This window comes from Ruminococcoides sp. (genome assembly GCF_057037865.1).
In genome coordinates this window covers 73,538-90,688 of record NZ_DBLZMS010000006.1, presented here as the reverse complement: position 1 = coordinate 90,688, position 17,151 = coordinate 73,538, and the positions used below count along the sequence as shown (strand labels likewise).

General features: G+C 43.3%; 15 protein-coding genes. 12 read left to right on the top strand and 3 right to left on the bottom strand.

The annotated features are described in order from the left end of the window. Positions 1–61: 61 nt before the first annotated feature. Entirely contained in the window at positions 62–490 is a 429-nt protein-coding gene (locus tag AC2HW8_RS06770) for a DUF305 domain-containing protein (protein ID WP_046431894.1), read from the bottom strand. A gap of 126 nt (positions 491–616) precedes the next feature. Here AC2HW8_RS06770 and AC2HW8_RS06765 point away from each other — a divergent pair, with 126 nt between their 5' ends. Together AC2HW8_RS06765 and AC2HW8_RS06760 are read left to right on the top strand one after the other, a co-directional pair. Next, positions 617–1,399, top strand: a complete 783-nt coding sequence (locus AC2HW8_RS06765) for an alpha/beta hydrolase (protein ID WP_303667221.1) — start codon at positions 617–619, stop codon at positions 1,397–1,399. A gap of 4 nt (positions 1,400–1,403) precedes the next feature. Beyond that, positions 1,404–1,928 (top strand): GNAT family N-acetyltransferase, encoded by a 525-nt coding sequence (locus tag AC2HW8_RS06760; RefSeq protein ID WP_484327331.1) that lies wholly within the window; start codon positions 1,404–1,406, stop codon positions 1,926–1,928. A gap of 66 nt (positions 1,929–1,994) precedes the next feature. On the opposite strand, the gene AC2HW8_RS06755 is transcribed toward AC2HW8_RS06760, so the two are convergent. Further along, complete coding sequence (locus AC2HW8_RS06755) at positions 1,995–2,564, bottom strand: PduL/EutD family phosphate acyltransferase (RefSeq protein ID WP_484327330.1); 570 nt, start codon at positions 2,562–2,564, stop codon at positions 1,995–1,997. 118 nt (positions 2,565–2,682) lie between these two features. Here AC2HW8_RS06755 and AC2HW8_RS06750 point away from each other — a divergent pair, with 118 nt between their 5' ends. The 8 genes from AC2HW8_RS06750 (at position 2,683) to AC2HW8_RS06715 (ending at position 13,164) form a co-directional block, all read left to right on the top strand. Continuing rightward, positions 2,683–3,258, top strand: a complete 576-nt coding sequence (locus AC2HW8_RS06750; RefSeq protein WP_296642134.1) for a uracil-DNA glycosylase — start codon at positions 2,683–2,685, stop codon at positions 3,256–3,258. 182 nt (positions 3,259–3,440) lie between these two features. After that, entirely contained in the window at positions 3,441–4,142 is a 702-nt protein-coding gene (locus tag AC2HW8_RS06745) for an ABC transporter ATP-binding protein (RefSeq protein ID WP_015522679.1), read from the top strand. 22 nt (positions 4,143–4,164) lie between these two features. Further along, entirely contained in the window at positions 4,165–7,584 is a 3,420-nt protein-coding gene (locus AC2HW8_RS06740; RefSeq protein ID WP_484327329.1) for an FtsX-like permease family protein, read from the top strand. 135 nt (positions 7,585–7,719) lie between these two features. Continuing rightward, entirely contained in the window at positions 7,720–9,468 is a 1,749-nt protein-coding gene (gene aspS, locus AC2HW8_RS06735) for an aspartate--tRNA ligase (protein ID WP_021883559.1), read from the top strand. An 89-nt stretch (positions 9,469–9,557) separates the two neighbouring features. Then, entirely contained in the window at positions 9,558–9,836 is a 279-nt protein-coding gene (gatC, locus tag AC2HW8_RS06730; RefSeq protein WP_015522682.1) for an Asp-tRNA(Asn)/Glu-tRNA(Gln) amidotransferase subunit GatC, read from the top strand. A gap of 12 nt (positions 9,837–9,848) precedes the next feature. Continuing rightward, positions 9,849–11,303 carry an Asp-tRNA(Asn)/Glu-tRNA(Gln) amidotransferase subunit GatA gene (gene gatA / locus AC2HW8_RS06725; protein WP_015522683.1) on the top strand — a complete coding sequence of 485 codons (1,455 nt, stop codon included), beginning with the start codon at positions 9,849–9,851 and terminating at the stop codon, positions 11,301–11,303. Further along, the gene (gene gatB / locus AC2HW8_RS06720; protein WP_046431881.1) at positions 11,300–12,712 is read left to right on the top strand and encodes an Asp-tRNA(Asn)/Glu-tRNA(Gln) amidotransferase subunit GatB; all 1,413 of its coding nucleotides are present in this window, start codon (positions 11,300–11,302) and stop codon (positions 12,710–12,712) included. Before gatA ends, gatB begins: the two co-directional genes overlap by 4 nt. Positions 12,713–12,741: 29 nt before the next feature. After that, a complete protein-coding gene (locus tag AC2HW8_RS06715; RefSeq protein WP_021883562.1) occupies positions 12,742–13,164 on the top strand; it encodes a hypothetical protein in 423 nt (140 codons plus the stop codon). Between the two features lie 536 nt (positions 13,165–13,700). Here AC2HW8_RS06715 and AC2HW8_RS06710 read toward each other — a convergent pair. Then, the gene (locus AC2HW8_RS06710; protein WP_484327328.1) at positions 13,701–15,074 is read right to left on the bottom strand and encodes a TrpB-like pyridoxal phosphate-dependent enzyme; all 1,374 of its coding nucleotides are present in this window, start codon (positions 15,072–15,074) and stop codon (positions 13,701–13,703) included. A 282-nt stretch (positions 15,075–15,356) separates the two neighbouring features. Between AC2HW8_RS06710 and AC2HW8_RS06705 the strand changes: the two genes are divergently transcribed. Together AC2HW8_RS06705 and pstC are read left to right on the top strand one after the other, a co-directional pair. Next, positions 15,357–16,274 (top strand): substrate-binding domain-containing protein, encoded by a 918-nt coding sequence (locus tag AC2HW8_RS06705; protein WP_484320754.1) that lies wholly within the window; start codon positions 15,357–15,359, stop codon positions 16,272–16,274. Next, positions 16,271–17,140, top strand: a complete 870-nt coding sequence (pstC, locus tag AC2HW8_RS06700) for a phosphate ABC transporter permease subunit PstC (protein WP_296167571.1) — start codon at positions 16,271–16,273, stop codon at positions 17,138–17,140. Before AC2HW8_RS06705 ends, pstC begins: the two co-directional genes overlap by 4 nt. The last annotated feature ends 11 nt before the right edge of the window (positions 17,141–17,151 follow it).

Below are 17,151 nucleotides of genomic sequence, written 5' to 3'. Positions count from 1 at the left end.
AAAAATTTCACCCGAAAGGTTTTTGAAAATTCCTTTCGGGTGTTTTTTATTGAGATTATACTTACAAAAATGCGGACATTTCTTTTATGTTTTCTTCTTCGGTTTCTAACATTCTTTTGGCGAGGAGGCTGACATGGGGGTCATTGCCGTTATATTCTCGGATTTTGCGTGACATTTTATTCACTCCCATTGTGTTGCCTTTTATCATCATTTCGGCAATGTGCGAAGATGATGAGTCACGCTTTAAATCCCTTTGTGCGGCATAGCGTGTCATTGCTTTTGTCATATTACTCACTCTGTGTGGCTCTGCACCTCGATTTTGCAACATTTTATTTGCGCAATGATACAGTTTTCCGTATTTAATAAGATGTTCGCACAAAACACCGTCAACCTTGCTGTCCTTCAAACTTTTCCTCACGCTCGTAATTCCCTGACAGCCCATTTCGGCATTCTGCAAAACGCAGTTGAGCATTTCAATATCGTTAGTCATAACAAATCACCTCTGTAGATATTATTTACGGGAATTTTTGTATTTATGCAACCGTAAAAAATTAGGTTGCAACACAGCCGTTTTTATGGTTTAATATCTATTAGATAATAAAAAATAGGTGATTTTATGGCTGACGCAAAGTTACATACAATAAAACTTCCGTATCCCGACAAGGGTGACAGAAATGTTTGGGTTTATGTTCCGTCACATTCCGACGATGAAAAACTGCCCGTTGTCTATATGACAGACGGACAGAATCTTTTTGACGATAATTCAACTCCGCACGGTTCGTGGGAGGTTGTAAAAGCTGTTGAAAATGAGCAGAAAAGCGGTGTAGGCAACGCTGTAATCGTAGGTATTGACAACGGTAATGCTTGGCGTGACAGCGAGCTTACACCGAAATCAATCGGTGAGGTTCAGCACCTTGAAATGTTCTGCGAGGATTTCAAACCAGAGGGCGAAATCTTTGACAATTTTCTTGTGAATACCGTCATTCCGTATGTTGAAAATAATTTCCCTGTATGCACCGACAGACAGAATGTTGCCGTCTGCGGAAGCTCATCGGGCGGACTTATGTCATTTTTTTCGGCTTTTGAACACCCGGAAAAATTCGGCTATGCAGGTGTGTTTTCTCCTGCATTTCTCTGTTACACAAGAGAGGATTGGGCGAAATATCTTTCGGCAAAAATTGTTGAAAATATGCCGTACCTCTACATCTATACGGGTAACGGTGACGAGCTTGAAGAGATGATTTTTGAAAGCACCGAAATGCTCTACGAACTTTTGGAAGAAAGCTTCTACCCGTATGACAGAATGAACGAGGTCATCCTTTTTGAAAACGCACACAATGAAAAATCTTGGCGAGAAATTTTCCCCGATTTTCTTCACACATTTTTGAGCAGACTTTGATAATATGAACAGCAAAATTGATATAAAAATATGCACCATTGATATGCTGACGGACCTGCAATATCTTTGCAGAACAACTTTTTACGAAACTTTCTCCGATTCAACCGATGAGGAGAATATGCGAAAATTTCTTGCAGAAACCTATTCAGCGGAAAAACTGTCAGCAGAACTTGCAAACTCCGAAAGTGTAACCTTTATAGCGTACAAAAACGGTACTCCTCTCGGATATTTAAAACTGAATATCGGCAATGCGCAGACTGAAAAATGCCTTGACAATGCGCTTGAAATTCAACGCATCTATATTCTGAAAAGTGCCAAAGGACAGGGCATAGGCTCAGCCTTTATGCAGATTGCGGAGAATTTTGCAAGTGAGAAAAAACTTTCAACAATATGGCTCGGTGTATGGGAACATAACGAGCCTGCAAAGAAATTCTACAAATCAAAAGGATATGAAAAATTTTCACAACACACATTTGTCATCGGTGACGATATGCAAACCGATTTCCTTTTGAAAAAGGAAATTTTATGATTTGTGGCAAAACAAAAGGACAGCCTTTAAGACTGTCCCAAAAATGTGATTTGGTTTAAATCGAAATTATGCGATGATTTCGCCGTCAACCGTACCGCCAAGACCTGCGGCATTTGATTCGTCTGTATCAATGTGCATTGCAGGAGCGTAGTTTGCGTTTACTCTGATTACAACATCACCGAATGTTGTTGCTCTGCCTGTATTTTCGCCAACCTTAACCGAAACGAGCTGTTTGTCTTTAAGACCAAACTCCTTGGCAGTTTTCGGATCAAGGTGAATGTGTCTTTTAGCGGCAATTACACCGCATTCGATTTCAACTTCGCCCTCGGGACCGACAAGCTTGCAGCCGGGTGTGCCTGCAATATCGCCAGATTCTCTGACAGGAGCGGCAATGCCGAGCTTACGAGCGTCTGTAAGAGAGATTTCAACCTGATCTGCACTTCTTTCGGGACCGAGAATTGACATTTTCATTTCACTTTTCGGACCTACAACAGTTACCTTTTCAACACAGGCAAACTGTCCTGGCTGTGAAAGATTCTTTTTGTTTGTAAGAGTTGCGCCCTTGCCAAAGAGAGCCTCAAGAGTTTCTTTGGTAACATGAACATGATGCGCTGATGTTTCAACCATTACTTTCATTTTGTGTACCACCATTCAATTAGAATTCGCCGTACGGCTTCGTGTTTATTTTACTACTTTATTCTTGGAATTTCAACATTTTTGATAAATTTAAATCTTTATTTTGGGAGAGAAAATTATGTATAATACCTGGGAAGAATTAAAATCGGCTTGTGAAAACTGTCACAGGTGTGAACTCTGCGAAACTCGCACAAATGTTGTTGTGGGCGTCGGCAACGAAAATGCAGAGGTTATGTTCATCGGTGAAGGTCCGGGCGAAAACGAGGATCTTCAAGGCGAACCGTTTGTCGGCAGAGCAGGCAAACTGCTTGACAAAATGCTTGTGGCTGTTGACCTTGACAGAAACAAGAATATTTACATTGCCAATATGGTAAAGTGCCGTCCGCCGAAGAACCGTGATCCAAAGCCCGAAGAACAGGAAATGTGCATTGAGTGGCTCAGAACACAGGTGAGAATGATTAAGCCGAAAATTATTGTCTGTCTCGGCAGAATTGCGGCGGCAAGGCTTATTAAATCGGATATCAAAATCACAAAGGAACACGGTCAGTGGATTGAGAAAAACGGTGTGCTTATGATGGCAATGCTTCACCCTGCGGCAATTTTGCGTGATCCACGCAGAAAGCCCGACGCATTTGATGATTTCTTAAAGCTCCGTGATAAAATCAACGAGGTCTGTGACCATACATATGAATAATTTTTTGCAGCGGAGGTTTAGTGTGACCTCTGCTGTTTTTATATGTATAATTTCAAAATATTGTACATACAGATGACGAATACGGTAAGATTTCTGTTGATATTGCGGCATTAATTTGGTATAATTAGTATGCAAAGCACAGTGATTTTTTTCTGTAAGAAACATATGAAAAGGGTGATTTTATGAGCCTTGTAGAATTTAATAATGTTTACAAAAGATACAAAACGGGTGAGATTGTCATCAATGCGGTTGACGGCATTTCGTTCAAGGTTGAGGAGGGCGAGTTTGCAATTGTAGTCGGTGCGTCCGGTGCAGGCAAAACAACCGTTCTGAATATTCTCGGCGGAATGGACAGCTGTTCCGAGGGCGAAATCATTGTCGGCGGAAAGGATATAAGCAAATTTAAGGACAAACAGCTTATTGAGTACAGACGGCACGACATAGGCTTTGTGTTCCAGTTCTACAACCTTGTCCATAACCTAACGGCAAAGGAAAATGTTGAGCTTGCCGCTCAGATTTGCAGTAATCCTCTTGACAGCGAAACTGCTCTTGATAGTGTGGGCTTGCTTGAAAGGGCAAACAACTTTCCCGCACAGCTTTCGGGCGGTGAACAGCAGAGAGTTTCAATCGCAAGAGCACTTGCCAAAAGACCGAAGCTTTTGCTTTGTGACGAACCGACAGGTGCGCTTGACTACAACACGGGCAGACAGATTCTGAAATTGTTGCAGGAAACCTGCCGTAAAGACAAAATGACCGTTGTTCTCATCACTCACAACGGAGCAATAACACCGATGGCGGATCACATTATAAGAATGAAAAGCGGAAAAATTGTTGAAGATATTTACAATGAAAATCCGAAAAATGTTGAAGAAATTGAGTGGTAAAAAATAAAAAGGAGGTGTCACAATGACTAAATCCTTGATAAAAAACACATTCAGAGAAATTAAAAATACAAAAGCAAGATTCATCTCAATTATGGCGATTATCGCCCTTGGAGTGGGATTTTTCGCCGGAATAAAGGCAACAGTTCCGTCAATGTACAATCTTGCAAGAACCTACACGGACGAGCAGGAGCTTATGGATTACCGACTTGTGTCAACGGTCGGATTTGATGAGGACGACATAAAGGCGGTAAAAAATACGGACGGAGTAACCTCTGTTATGCCGTCATATTTCTGCGATGTTCAGACCGATGCCGACAGCGGCGGCAGGACTATGAGAGTCATTGCGCTTCCCGAAAAATACGGTGATAATTCCGTTCAGAACAAGCTTGTTTTGACGGAAGGCAGACTTCCCGAAAAGTCGGGTGAAATTGCAGCCGATTCAACCTCGTTCACGGCAGAGGGTTATAAAATCGGCGACAAAATCAGATTCGCAAAACAGACGGGCGATACAGATACTTCAACCGAACTTAAAACCCTTGAATACACGGTGGTCGGTCTTGTGCAGTCACCTCTTTACATAGCATATCAGCGAGGAACTACGACGGTCGGCAACGGAAAAATCTCGGATTATTTCTACATTTGCCCCGAAGATTTTGCCTTTGAACGCTACACGGAGCTTTATGTAAAAACCGATATTTCGGATAAATTCTTGGCATACACAGACGATTATGATAATGCCATAGAGAATAAAGCCGCCGATTTTGAAAAGGTGGGAGAGAACAGGAGTAACAGCTTTACGGTTGAGGTTATCGATAAGGCTAAGAGCGACCTTGCAGATGCAAAACAGGAGTATTCGGACAATAAAGAAAAAACCGAAAAGAAGCTTGCCGATGCAAAGACGGCGATTGATGACGGCAAAAAAGAGCTGAAAACCAAGACCGATGATGCACAGAAAAAACTTGATTCGGCAAAACAGCAGATTGAGGACGGCAAGACACAGCTTGAAAATTCACGCAATGAATACAACACAAAAATTGCCGATGCACAGGCTCAGATTGCCGAAAAGGAAAGTCAGCTTAATTCTGCAGAAAAACAATATAATTCTTCAAAAGCAGAATTTGATAAAGAAATTTCAAAATCACAGGCTGAAATAGAAAATGCGGAATATCAGTTGCAGTCGGCAAAGGATACATTTCAAACCGAACAGGAACCACAGCTTTTGGCAGGAATAAGTCAGGCTGAGGAAGCTGTTTCGGCTTTGCAGTATCAAATCAGTCAGACGACCGATGAAGAAACGCTTGCTGTTTTGAACGCACAGCTTGAACAGGCTCAGCAGAAGCTTGACGAACTCAACGCAACATACGATTCCGCAAAGGCACAGCTTGAAGAAAGTGAAAGCCGACTTTCCGAAAGCAAGGCACTTTTTGAACAGAAAAAGAGTGAGGGACAGGCTCAGCTTGACTACGCATATTCACAGATTTCAAGCGGAAGGACACAGCTTGATGCCGCAAAAGCAGAACTTGCACAACAGTCGGCAGACGGTCAGGCACAGCTTGATTTGGCAGAAAGCAAGCTGAATGACGCTCAGAGCGAGTACGACAGCGGTGTTGCAAAGCTTGCCGAGGAAAAGAAAAACGGCGAGAAAAAACTCTCCGATGCACAGACGGAATACGATGACGGCGTTAAAAAAGCCGATGAAGAATTCAAAAAGGCAGAGGATAAAATCAAAGATGCAGAGGAAGAAATCAATTCTCTTACAGAACCAAAGTGGTATGTCTTCGACAGAAGCGACAACCCGGGTTACTCAACATTTTCTTCAAATGCAGACAGACTCGGCGCTGTTGCAACGGTATTTCCCGTATTCTTCCTGCTCGTAGCGGTGCTTGTCTGCGTAACCACAATGACAAGACTTATTGAGGAAAAGCGTACCGAAATCGGAACGCTGAAAGCACTCGGCTACAGCAACACAAGCATTGTAATGAAGTTTGTAATCTACTCATTGCTTGCGGCTGTTATCGGAAGTGTAATCGGTATTTTAATCGGCATTTTCACCTTGCCGTTTGTAATTTATGATGCTTACAAAATTATGTACTACATCGGCGATATAACGCTGATACCAGACTATACAAGCATAATTTTCGGAATTGTTGCCGCAGTTGTCTGCACGGTTGTTGTATCGGTTGTAGTGTGTGCTAAATCTCTGCACGAAAAGCCTGCGGCTGTTATGCGGCCGAAAGCACCAAAGGCGGGCAAGAGAATTTTGCTTGAACGCATAAAACCGTTGTGGTCACATATGAGCTTTAACTCAAAGCTGACCGCAAGAAATCTGTTCAGATACAAGGTAAGACTTTGTATGACTGTTATCGGTGTGGCAGGCTGTACGGCTCTGATTGTTGCCGCATTCGGTTTGCTCAACAGCTTTGAACCGATGACGCACGATCAGTTTGAAACAATCTATAAATACGACGCCGTTGTTGTTCCGAAAGACAGCGGAAGTGCCGACAATCTTTCGTTTTTGACAGATACACTTGATAAAAACAGCAATGTCAAACACTCAATGCTTGTTTCACAGCAGGAATGCACGGTAACACACGGCAGTAAGGTTAAGGACAGCGACACAAATCTTGTTGTACCGCAGAATTCCGAAAAGTTTGACGAAATTGTTTCTCTGCATACAAGAAAGGGCAAAGAAGAACTCAAGCTTTCGGACAGCGGAGTAATGCTCAGCGAAAAAATGTGCAGTGAGCTTGGAATAAAAACGGGCGACAAAATCACACTGAATGTTGACGGCAAAAAAGCGGAGGTCAAGGTCAGCGGAATTTTTGAACAGTACATTTACAATTTTGTCTACATGACGCCAACCACCTATAAGAGCTTGTTCGGCAGTGACTGCACCTATAATATGGCTGATGTCGCACTCAAAGATACCTCGGATTCCGCCTGCGACAAATTCGGCTCACAGGTTTTATCAGATGATAAAATTGCGGCGGTAAGCTACATTGCATCAAGCTTGAACGAATTTAAAAATATGCTCAACTCTCTTGATATGGTTGTTACGGTTATGATAATCTGCGCAGCGGCACTTGCCTTTGTTGTACTCTACAACCTGACAAATATCAACATTGCCGAGCGTGTCCGTGAAATTGCAACCTTTAAGGTTCTCGGATTCTACAATCGTGAAACCTCATCATTCATTTACAAAGAGAACATAATTCTGACCCTCCTCGGAATTATCGTAGGTCTGTTCCTCGGAAACCTTTTGACGGGCTTTATTATTCAGACGGTTGAGGTTGACAACGTTATGTTCGGAAGAGATATTTATTTCACTTCATACCTCTATGCGGCAGGGCTGACATTCCTGTTTTCAATTCTTGTAAATGCGGTTATGAGCTTTAAGATTAAAGCCGTTAATATGGTTGAAAGTCTTAAAAGCGTTGAATAACGGAATATTTTGCCGTATGCTTAAAAAATCTTTTGTAAAATATTGATTGAATACAGCAATTGTGTTATAATACAGAGGAATAGGCTAAATAAATAGGCTGACAGGCAAAATATCTGTGAAAGGATAGTTACAGTAATGATAAAAGCTAATGAATACCGCACAGTCACCTGCGGTGAGTTAAGAGAAGAAAATATCGGACAGCAGGTCAGAGTTGCGGGCTGGGTTGAAAATATCCGTGACCACGGCGGTGTAATGTTCCTCGATATCCGTGATCAGTACGGTGTGCTTCAGGTTGTTGTTCACAACGATGAACTTCTTAAGGATATCAACAAGGAATGTACAGTAACTCTCAGCGGTACTGTTGTTAAGCGTGACGAAGAAACAATTAACAAGAAGATTGCAACAGGTTTCGTTGAAGTTCACACGGAGGACATCAAGGTTCTCGGCAAGTGTAAGAATGTTCTTCCGTTTGAGGTTGCAACCTCTACAAATACCAATGAAGAAGTAAGACTTAAATATCGTTTTCTTGACCTCCGTAACCCGAAGGTTCACAATAATATTATGATTCGTTCGCAGATTATCACATTTCTGCGCAACAAGATGAACGAAATGGGCTTTATGGAGATTCAGACTCCTATCCTTTCAACTTCATCTCCGGAGGGCGCTCGTGACTACCTTATCCCGAGCAGAAAGCACAAGGGCAGATTCTATGCTCTCCCACAGGCTCCTCAGATTTTTAAACAGCTCCTTATGGTGTCAGGCTTTGACAGGTATTTCCAGATTGCACCTTGCTTCCGTGATGAGGACGCCCGTGCAGATCGTTCACCGGGTGAGTTCTATCAGCTTGATTTTGAAATGGCTTTTGCAACACAGGAAGATGTATTTGCTGTTGCTGAAGAGGTTCTTTACGAAACATTCAAGAAGTTTTCAAATAAAGAGGTTTCAAAGCCTCCGTTTGCCCGTATTCCGTATGCCGAGAGTATGCTCAAGTACGGTACAGACAAGCCTGACCTTCGCAATCCGCTCGTAATTGTTGAAATCAGCGATATGTTTGAGGAAACAGACTTTGCTCCGTTCCGCAAAAAGACAGTTCGTTCAATCAATGTTCCGAATGCCGCAGGTCAGTCAAAGAAATGGTTCAAGAAGATGGAGGAGTTCGCTCTTTCAATCGGCATGAAGGGCCTTGGCTATGTTAAGGTTAGAGATGACCTCACATTTGACGGCCCGATTGACAAGTTCCTTAAAGAGGGCGACCGTGAAGAACTTATCAGCCGTAACGGTTCAAAAGCAGGCGATGTAATCTACTTTATCGCCGATACTGCTCAGGAAGCTCCAAAGCTTGCGGGTCAGATCAGAACAGAGGTTGCAAAGCGTCTTGACCTTATCGATACAAGCCGTTTTGAAATGTGCTTTATCGTTGACTTCCCGATGTTTGAGAGAGATGAAGAAACAAATCAAATTATCTTCACACACAATCCTTTCTCAATGCCGCAGGGCGGTCTTGACAGCCTTCTTAACAAGGATCCCGAAGAGGTTCTTGCTTATCAGTACGATATCGTTTGCAACGGTGTAGAGCTTTCATCAGGCGCTGTTCGTAACCACGATATTGAAATTATGAAGAAAGCGTTCGAGCTTGCCGGCTACAGCGAGGATGACCTCAAGGCTAAGTTCTCCGCACTCTACAATGCGTTCCAGTACGGTGCTCCGCCGCACGCAGGTATGGCTCCGGGTGTTGACCGTATGATTATGCTCCTTACAGAGGAAGAGAACATCAGAGAAGTTATTGCATTCCCGATGAACTCCAATGCTCAGGATCTTCTCCTCGGTTCACCGGGTGAGGTAACAGAACAGCAGCTCCGTGAGGTTCATATTAAATTAAGATAAAAACTGCATTTGCAGTCATATATTCAAACTCAAAGGGCGAGTTATATATTATATGACTTGCCCTATTTTCTTTAAAAAGGACGGTTTTTATGGTAACAAGAGAAGATGTTGAAAACATTGCGTTGCTTTCAAAGCTTTTTGTTCCCGAAGAGGAGCTTGACGGCCTTACAAAGTCAATGCAGGAAATCATAGATTTTGCCGACACAATCAATAACGCTCCGACAGACGGCGAGGAGTTTGACGATATTAACAATCTGTCAAATGTTTTTCGTGAGGATGAGGTTGTTGAGTCCTACGATACAAAGGAGATTCTTTCAAATGCTCCCGAGCAGGCAGAGGATCACTTCCTTGTAAGAAACAGAGAGTAAGGCGGTGTAAAAATGGGTTCTATTGAAAAAATTCATGAAATGCTTGTGTCAAAAGAGTGTTCATGTACCGAGCTTACAAAAAGCTATCTTGACGAAATCGAAAAGGCTGACGGCGAGCTTAACGCATATGTTAACGTAACAGGCGAGGAGGCTCTGAAAACTGCCGAGGCTGTTGACAGAAAAATTGCCTCCGGCGAGGAAATCGGTATGCTCGAGGGTGTTCCGATGACGCTCAAGGACAATATTTCAACAAAGGGAATTGAAACAACCTGTTGTTCAAAAATTCTCACAGGCTATAAGCCGATTTATAACGCAACCGTTTGGGAAACTCTTGCAGGCGAAAACGCAGTTATGCTCGGCAAGACGAATATGGACGAGTTCGCAATGGGCTCTTCATGCGAAACATCATACTTTGGCGGTGCAATGAATCCGTTTGATTCAAACTATGTTTCAGGCGGTTCATCAGGCGGTGTTGCAAGTGCGGTAGGCGCAAACATTGCCGCTTACGGTCTTGGCTCTGATACAGGCGGATCAATCCGTCAGCCGGCATCATTCTGCGGTATTGTAGGTCTTAAACCTACTTACGGTGCGGTTTCCCGTTACGGACTTATCGCATACGCAAGTTCACTTGACCAGATTGGACCGATTACAAAGTCTGTTGAGGACGCTGCAATTGTTTTTGATGCAATTTCAAAGAGAGATGAAAAAGATTCAACCTCAAAGGGCTTTGTCGGTGACACTTATTCAAAACTCAACAATGACATCAAGGGTATGAAAATCGGTATTGCAAAGGAATATCTTGAGGGTGTCCGTGACGATGTAAAAGAGGCTGTCTTAAAGGCTGCCGATATCTACAAGTCAATGGGCGCAGAGATTGTTTACTTTGACCTGCCCGAACTCAAATTTGCCCTTCCTGTTTACTATATCATCGCCTGTGCCGAGGCATCTTCAAACCTCGGCAGATATGACGGTATCCGTTTCGGTTACAAAACCGAGCATTACAACGGCACTCACGATATGGTCTGCCGTACCCGTTCGGAGGGATTCGGCGAAGAGGTTAAACGCAGAATCCTCCTCGGTACTTATGTGCTTTCCGCAGGTTACTATGACGCTTATTACAAAAAGGCTCAGAATCTTCGCGGCACTATCGTTAAGGCATTCAACAACGCATTTGAAAAGTGCGATGTAATCCTTGCTCCGACAGTTCCTATGACAGCATTTGAAAAGGGACATGCTGTAAGCGATCCGATTGAAACCTATCTTACGGATATCTGCACTGTACCTGTCAATATTGCAGGTCTGCCGGGTGTTTCGGTTCCGTGCGGATTCAACGCAAAGGGTATGCCGATTGGTATGCAGCTTATCGGCAAGAGCTTTGGCGAGGCTGAAATTCTTAATGCGGCATACAAATATCAGCAGGCTGCTGCTGAAAACTTTAAGGATACAAAGTGGGGTGTTAAGCTGTGAGTTACGAATTAGTTGCGGGTTTTGAAACCCATATTGAGCTTGCCACAAAGACAAAAATCTTCTGCGGCTGTACTACAAAATTCGGCGGTGCGCCAAACAGCCATTGCTGTCCCGTGTGTATCGGTCTGCCGGGAACACTTCCAAAGCTTAACCGTGAGGTAGTTCGTTATGCAATCCGTGCAGGTCTTGCAGTTCACGGTGAAATCGCAGAGATTTCAAAAATGGACAGAAAGAATTACTGCTATCCCGACCTTTCAAAGGCTTATCAGATCAGCCAGCTTTATGCTCCGCTTATTATAGGCGGTTATGTTGAGCTTTCAAACGGCAGAAAAATCCGTCTGCACCACATTCACATTGAAGAGGATGCAGGAAAGCTCATTCATCAGCACGGCGACACATATGTTGACTATAACCGTGGCGGTGTTCCTCTTATAGAAATCGTTTCAGAGCCTGACATTCGTTCAATTGACGAGGCAAGAGAGTATGTTGAAAAGCTTCAGCAGGTTATGCGTTACATCGGAATTTCCGACTGTAAGATGCAGGAAGGCTCAATGCGTTGCGATGTAAACATTTCGGTTCGTCCAAAGGGCAGCGAAAAGCTTGGTACAAGAACCGAAATTAAAAATATGAACTCAATTAACAACATAGCAAAGGCTATGGAGTATGAGTTTGAAAGACAGGTTGACCTTATTGAAAACGGCGGAAGTGTTGTTCAGGAAACTCTCCGTTATGACGACGCAACCAACACAACATCTTCAATGAGAAGTAAAGAGGACGCTCACGATTACCGTTATTTTCGTGATCCCGACCTTGTTACTATCCATGTTCCGAAAGATGTTGTTGAGGAAATCAAGGCTGCAATGCCTGAGCTTCCTGCCGATAAGTGCAGAAGATATATTGATGAACTTGCAATTCCCGAAAAGGATGCACAACTTCTTACAAAGTACCGCAAAATCAGTGAGTATTTTGACAAGGCTTGCGAGGGCGTTAAGTCACCAAAGACAGTTTCAAACTTCATTATCGGTCAGATTTTCCGCAGAACAGAAACCGAGGCTGATAAGGAAATCTTTGATGTTGCGGTTACTCCGGAACAGCTTAACGAGCTTGTAAAACTTCTTGACAGCGGTAAAATCCGCAACAACCTTGCAAAGGCAACACTTGAAAAAATGCTTGACAGCGGCAAAGGTGCTCTTGAATTTATCAGTGAAAGCGATATGGGCGGTCTTGACGAAAACGCACTCAACGATTTGTGCAAGCAGGCTGTTGAGAGCAATCCAAAGGCTGTTGAGGACTATAAGAACGGCAAGGAAAAGGCGATTAAGTCGCTTGTCGGAAATGTTATGAAGAACAGCAGAGGTAAGGCAGATCCTGCTCTTGCAGAGTCAAAAATCAAGGAACTTATCGGCTGATAACTTAAACCTTCACGGGGGTGTGTCTTATGAAAGAAAAAATCAAAGTAACGGCAGTTGTAATGTTTCTCGGAGTTATATTTTCGGGAATTTTGGTTGCATACAAGCTGGTTAATACGATTATCCCGTCATTTGACGGCGGATCGGCATCGGTATTCGACTATCTGCTAATCGTGACTGTCACCGTTTCAATGGTGCTGAAGCTCGCAGTAGGTTCAATGGGACTGAGAGCCGTTTCAAAAAAGACATCACCGCCGGATATGCAAAAAATGTTGAAAACTTCGGGCAAACTCGCAGTAGTGCTTGTGCTTATCGGAGTGCTTAACATCATATTTAATGTTGTCAACGGACAGGTTGTTTTTGTGATTGAAGTGTTCGACATAGCAACCGATATTCTCCTCGGTTTTGTGTATATACTTGCCTCCGCAAGCGTTCGTGCCGGCAGAGAATAAGTTCGGATTTTAGATTACGACTTTAGATTACCAAATAAAAAATTAACGGTTGGATTTACGAAAAAAGTAATCCAACCGTTTTTTGTTTTTGTAATTTTTCTTTTAGAACCGTATGGGCGGATATTATCCGCCTACACGGCGAGTCGCCGTTCCCGGTTCGTGAAGACAGTTTTAATTAAATGTAAAATTGAAAATTGAAAATGGAAAATTAATGTCGGGAAGACAGTTTGTAATGTAAAAAAACATATTATGCCCGAGCGTAGTATTGTAATTGTTCGCACAATTCCGTAGGGGCTTTCATTGGACGCCCGCCAAGTAATGACAGAAAATTTATGATGAAAATAAACTGTATAAATGAGATACAGTTACCGAAATAATACAGTTGAAAAGAGGTCAGCATTGCTGACCTCTTTTTTATGTAATTCTAAAAATGCACTCGCATTCTGAAAAGTTATGTGCGTGCCGAGTAATGCTCGGGCATAATAAGTTTTAGAAAAATGAAACTGTCTACACGAACCAGGTGCGAGGCACTCGCATTAGTCAACCTTTGGCAAGCCGTCAAAGCCCTGCTGGAGCTCGGCATCTGTCGGGATGTAGTCACTCATTTCGCCATCATTATACTTCTGATAAGCAACCATATCAAAGTAGCCTGTACCTGTAAGACCGAAGAGAATTGTCTTTTCTTCGCCTGTTTCCTTACACTTGAGAGCCTCGTCAATTGCAACTCTGATTGCGTGACTGCTTTCGGGAGCAGGAAGAATACCTTCAACTCTTGCAAACTGCTCTGCTGCTGCAAATACGCTTGTCTGCTCAACTGCTCTTGCCTCCATAAGACCGTCATGATACAGCTGAGAAAGTGTTGAACTCATACCGTGGAAACGAAGACCGCCTGCGTGGTTGGCTGACGGAATAAATCCGCTGCCGAGTGTGTACATCTTTGCGAGAGGACAAATCATACCTGTGTCGCAGAAGTCATATGCAAACTTACCTCTTGTAAGGCTTGGGCATGATGCCGGCTCAACAGCGATAAATTTGTAGTCATTTTCGCCACGGAGCTTTTCACCCATAAACGGAGAGATAAGACCGCCGAGGTTTGAACCGCCGCCGGCACAGCCGATGATAATGTCAGGCTTTACATTGTACTTTTCGAGAGCGGCTTTTGCTTCAAGACCGATAACAGACTGATGAAGAAGTACCTGATTAAGCACACTTCCGAGTACATAACGGTAGCCGTCTGTATGAGTTGCAACCTCAACAGCCTCAGAAATAGCACAGCCAAGGCTTCCTGTTGTACCGGGGTGAGCCTCAAGAATCTTTCTGCCGACTTCCGTTGTTGTTGACGGTGACGGAGTAACGCTTGCACCGTAGGTTCTCATAACCTCTCTTCTGAAAGGCTTTTGCTCGTATGAAACCTTTACCATAAATACCTTGCAGTCAAGGCCGAAATATGAACAAGCCATTGAAAGGGCAGTACCCCACTGACCTGCGCCTGTTTCGGTTGTAACACCTTTAAGTCCCTGCTTTTTAGCGTAGTAAGCCTGAGCAATTGCGCTGTTGAGCTTGTGGCTTCCGCTTGTGTTGTTGCCCTCGAATTTGTAGTAAATCTTTGCGGGAGTGTCAAGAGCCTTTTCAAGAAAATATGCTCTTATAAGCGGAGATGGACGGTACATTTTATAGAAGTCCTGAATTTCTTCCGGAATGTCAATGTATGCGTCTGTATCGTCAAGCTCCTGGTCAATAAGCTCATCACAGAACACGGGAGCAAGGTCTGCGTGTGTCATAGGCTTGAGTGTTGCAGGATTTAAAAGCGGTGCAGGCTTGTTTTTCATATCTGCACGAACATTGTACCATTTTGTCGGGATTTCGCTTTCGTCAAGGTATATTTTGTATGGGATTTTGTTTTCAGCCACTAAAATGACCTCCTTGGAATAATATTTCTCTGTAAACAGAATGTAATCTCACTTTGAAAATTTGCAGGAATTATTTTACATCCTGCACACTTCTGTAATATTGTACCACAAATAAAAGGCTTTGTCACGCAAATTTGTAAAAATTTATTTCAGCATACAAAACCTATATTTTTATTTACACTTTTTTTACAATTGACAAACAGCGTATTTTACAAAACAGTCATAGACTGATGTTGTACGAAAGAGGTACACAAATGATATGAATTTAAGGAGAAAATTCAAATGAAATCTATGACTAAAAAAATTACGGCAACAGCATTATTCGGTGTTCTTGCAGTTTCTGCATTTGCAGGCTGCGGCGGTGCAGGCTCTTCATCAAACGGCTCATCCGATGCAGGTTCGGATGCCGCAAAGTTTGACGCATCAAAAACAATCTCTGTTGTAACAAGAGAAGAAGGTTCAGGCACAAGAGACGCATTCACAGAGCTTACAGGCGTTCTTGTTAAGGACGGCGACAACAAGACAGACAACACAACTGCTTCGGCTGTAACAATCAACAGCACAGAGGCTGTTATTACAAATGTTAAGGATAACGATGCGGCAATCGGTTACATTTCACTCGGTTCACTCAACGATACGGTAAAGGCTCTTAAAATCGGCGGTGTTGAGGCAACAGCCGATAATGTAAAATCAGGCGACTATGCAGTAAGCCGTCCGTTCAACATTGCTTACAAGGGCGAACTCAGTGATGTTGCTCAGGATTTTGTTGATTACATAATGAGCTCAGACGGTCAGAAGATTGTTTCGGACAACGGTTATGTAACAGTTTCGGAAAATGCCGCATACAGCGGTAAGAAGCCGTCAGGCAAAATCAGCGTAGCAGGTTCTTCTTCGGTATCACCTGTAATGGAAAAGCTTGCCGAGGCTTATCAGAAGGTAAACACAAACGCTAAGGTTGAAATCCAGACATCCGACTCATCGGCAGGTATGCAGTCAGCTATGGGCGGCACATGTGATATCGGTATGGCGTCCCGTGACCTTAAAGATGAGGAAAAGAGCGCACTCAAGGTTGAAACAATCGCAAAAGACGGTATCGCAGTAATCGTAAACAATGCAAACACATGTGATGACCTCACACTTGATCAGGTAAAATCAATTTACACAGGTGAAACAACTGTTTGGAGTGACATAATTAAATGAGATTAAACAGATTTCGTGAAAAGGCAATGCAGGGAGTTTTCTTCCTCACAGCTGTAACAAGTATAGCGGCGGTTGTCATAATCTGTATATTCTTATTCTGTAACGGTGTTCCTGCAATGGCAGAAATAGGCTTCTTTGATTTCGTAGGCGGACAGAAATGGGCGCCTACGAATGTGCCTGCATCATATGGAATTTTTGATATGATTATCGCAAGCATATATGTTACTGCGGGAGCAATCATAATCGGTGTTCCGATAGGGATTCTCACAGCAGTATTTCTTGCAAGATTTTGTCCTGCACCGCTTTACAAGGTGCTTAAACCGGCAACAGAGCTTTTGGCAGGCATCCCGTCAATTGTTTACGGCTTCTTCGGACTTATGGTAGTTGTGCCGTTCATCCGTGATAACTTCGGCGGTGACGGTTCAAGCTGGCTTGCGGCGTCAATCGTACTCGGAGTTATGATTCTTCCGACAATCATCGGTGTGTCAGAGTCGGCAATCAGAGCAGTTCCCGAAAGCTACTATGAAGGTGCTCTGGCACTTGGTGCTACAAAGGAAAGAAGTGTGTTCAAGACAATTCTTCCGGCATCAAAATCAGGCGTTCTTGCAGGAGTTGTTCTCGGCATAGGCAGAGCGTTGGGCGAAACAATGGCAGTTGTACTCATTGCAGGCAATCAGGTTCAGATTCCGCACAGCGTTACGGACGGACTTCGTACCCTGACCGCAAACATTGTTCTTGAAATGGGTTATTCAACAGGCTTGCACCGTCAGGCACTTATTGCAACGGGTGTTGTTCTGTTCGTATTTGTTCTGCTCATCACACTTTCAATGCAGGCTATAAAGAGTAGGAGTGAAAAGCGTGGCTAACAGCGATAACA

What these genes read in the sequence shown, in the direction of transcription:
- AC2HW8_RS06760 (WP_484327331.1), top strand. Translation starts at nt 1,404, where the DNA reads ATGAACAGCAAAATTGATATAAAAATATGCACCATTGATATGCTGACG.
- AC2HW8_RS06715 (WP_021883562.1), top strand. Translation starts at nt 12,742, where the DNA reads ATGAAAGAAAAAATCAAAGTAACGGCAGTTGTAATGTTTCTCGGAGTT.
- gatC (WP_015522682.1), top strand. Translation starts at nt 9,558, where the DNA reads ATGGTAACAAGAGAAGATGTTGAAAACATTGCGTTGCTTTCAAAGCTT.
- aspS (WP_021883559.1), top strand. Translation starts at nt 7,720, where the DNA reads ATGATAAAAGCTAATGAATACCGCACAGTCACCTGCGGTGAGTTAAGA.
- AC2HW8_RS06705 (WP_484320754.1), top strand. Translation starts at nt 15,357, where the DNA reads ATGAAATCTATGACTAAAAAAATTACGGCAACAGCATTATTCGGTGTT.
- AC2HW8_RS06740 (WP_484327329.1), top strand. Translation starts at nt 4,165, where the DNA reads ATGACTAAATCCTTGATAAAAAACACATTCAGAGAAATTAAAAATACA.
- AC2HW8_RS06770 (WP_046431894.1), bottom strand. Translation starts at nt 490, where the DNA reads ATGACTAACGATATTGAAATGCTCAACTGCGTTTTGCAGAATGCCGAA.
- AC2HW8_RS06745 (WP_015522679.1), top strand. Translation starts at nt 3,441, where the DNA reads ATGAGCCTTGTAGAATTTAATAATGTTTACAAAAGATACAAAACGGGT.
- AC2HW8_RS06765 (WP_303667221.1), top strand. Translation starts at nt 617, where the DNA reads ATGGCTGACGCAAAGTTACATACAATAAAACTTCCGTATCCCGACAAG.
- AC2HW8_RS06750 (WP_296642134.1), top strand. Translation starts at nt 2,683, where the DNA reads ATGTATAATACCTGGGAAGAATTAAAATCGGCTTGTGAAAACTGTCAC.
- pstC (WP_296167571.1), top strand. Translation starts at nt 16,271, where the DNA reads ATGAGATTAAACAGATTTCGTGAAAAGGCAATGCAGGGAGTTTTCTTC.
- AC2HW8_RS06755 (WP_484327330.1), bottom strand. Translation starts at nt 2,564, where the DNA reads ATGAAAGTAATGGTTGAAACATCAGCGCATCATGTTCATGTTACCAAA.
- gatA (WP_015522683.1), top strand. Translation starts at nt 9,849, where the DNA reads ATGGGTTCTATTGAAAAAATTCATGAAATGCTTGTGTCAAAAGAGTGT.